The 807-nt window shown below is 66.3% G+C and carries 1 pseudogene; it reads left to right on the top strand.

Going from position 1 to position 807, the window contains the following annotated elements:
• Positions 1-402: 402 nt before the first annotated feature.
• Positions 403-807, top strand: a pseudogene (locus IVA82_RS49085) (hypothetical protein); the annotation flags it as partial.

Here is an 807-nt window from a genome sequence, read left to right on the forward strand (position 1 = left end):
GTCCGGTCCGGGTAAGCCGTAGCGGGCGCCCGGTAGTGAGTGTTGCGGTGTCGTCGGCGACGGCGGCAGCGAAGCGTACACAACGATGCTGTGGGGTGGCTATTGAGCCGCGAAAGACAGAAACTCGCAGAGGCCGAGGCGGTAAGCAACGTCGAAGGCAACATGTGCGGTCCCGTTATGCGAGGGGCTGACGCTCTGCCGTGGTCGAAGACCCCATCACGCAGTAAGGGACCGCGCCGGAACCTGGGAGGTCCCGCGTTCGACCGCAGGCGGCATGCGCCTTCGGTCCGCATCGGGAAGGCGAGGAGCCGAAGCCGATGACGAACGAACGCGGGAAGTCGGACGCGGCCACAGTAGCGGCGAAGCCGGCGAACGAGGCAGAGCGATCTGCGAAAGGAGCTGGTGGAGCGAAGGGCCGCGACCAAGGGGAATGCGGACCAGCAAAGCACGACCCGGACGCCGAGCCGGACGAGCGTGACACAGGCGCTGGAGCGCATACGACGAACTGCAAGGGAAAGGAAGAAGGAGAGGTTCACCGCGCTGCTTCACCACATCGATCCCGACCTGCTCGAGGCGGAGTTCTTCGCGTTGAAGAAGCATGCCGCGCCGGGCACGGACGGGGTGACGTGGCGGGACTATGAGCAAGATCTCAAGGCCAACCTTGAGGATCTGCATGCCCGTGTCCACCGGGGAGCGTACCGGCCGCAGCCGTCGCGGCGGGTCTACATCCCAAAGCCGGACGGACGGCAGCGCCCGCTGGCGATCGCGGCCCTCGAGGACAAGATCGTGCAGCGGGCAACGGCTGTG

Origin of the sequence: Bradyrhizobium sp. 142, assembly GCF_023074015.1 — a bacterium.
Lineage (GTDB): Bacteria > Pseudomonadota > Alphaproteobacteria > Rhizobiales > Xanthobacteraceae > Bradyrhizobium.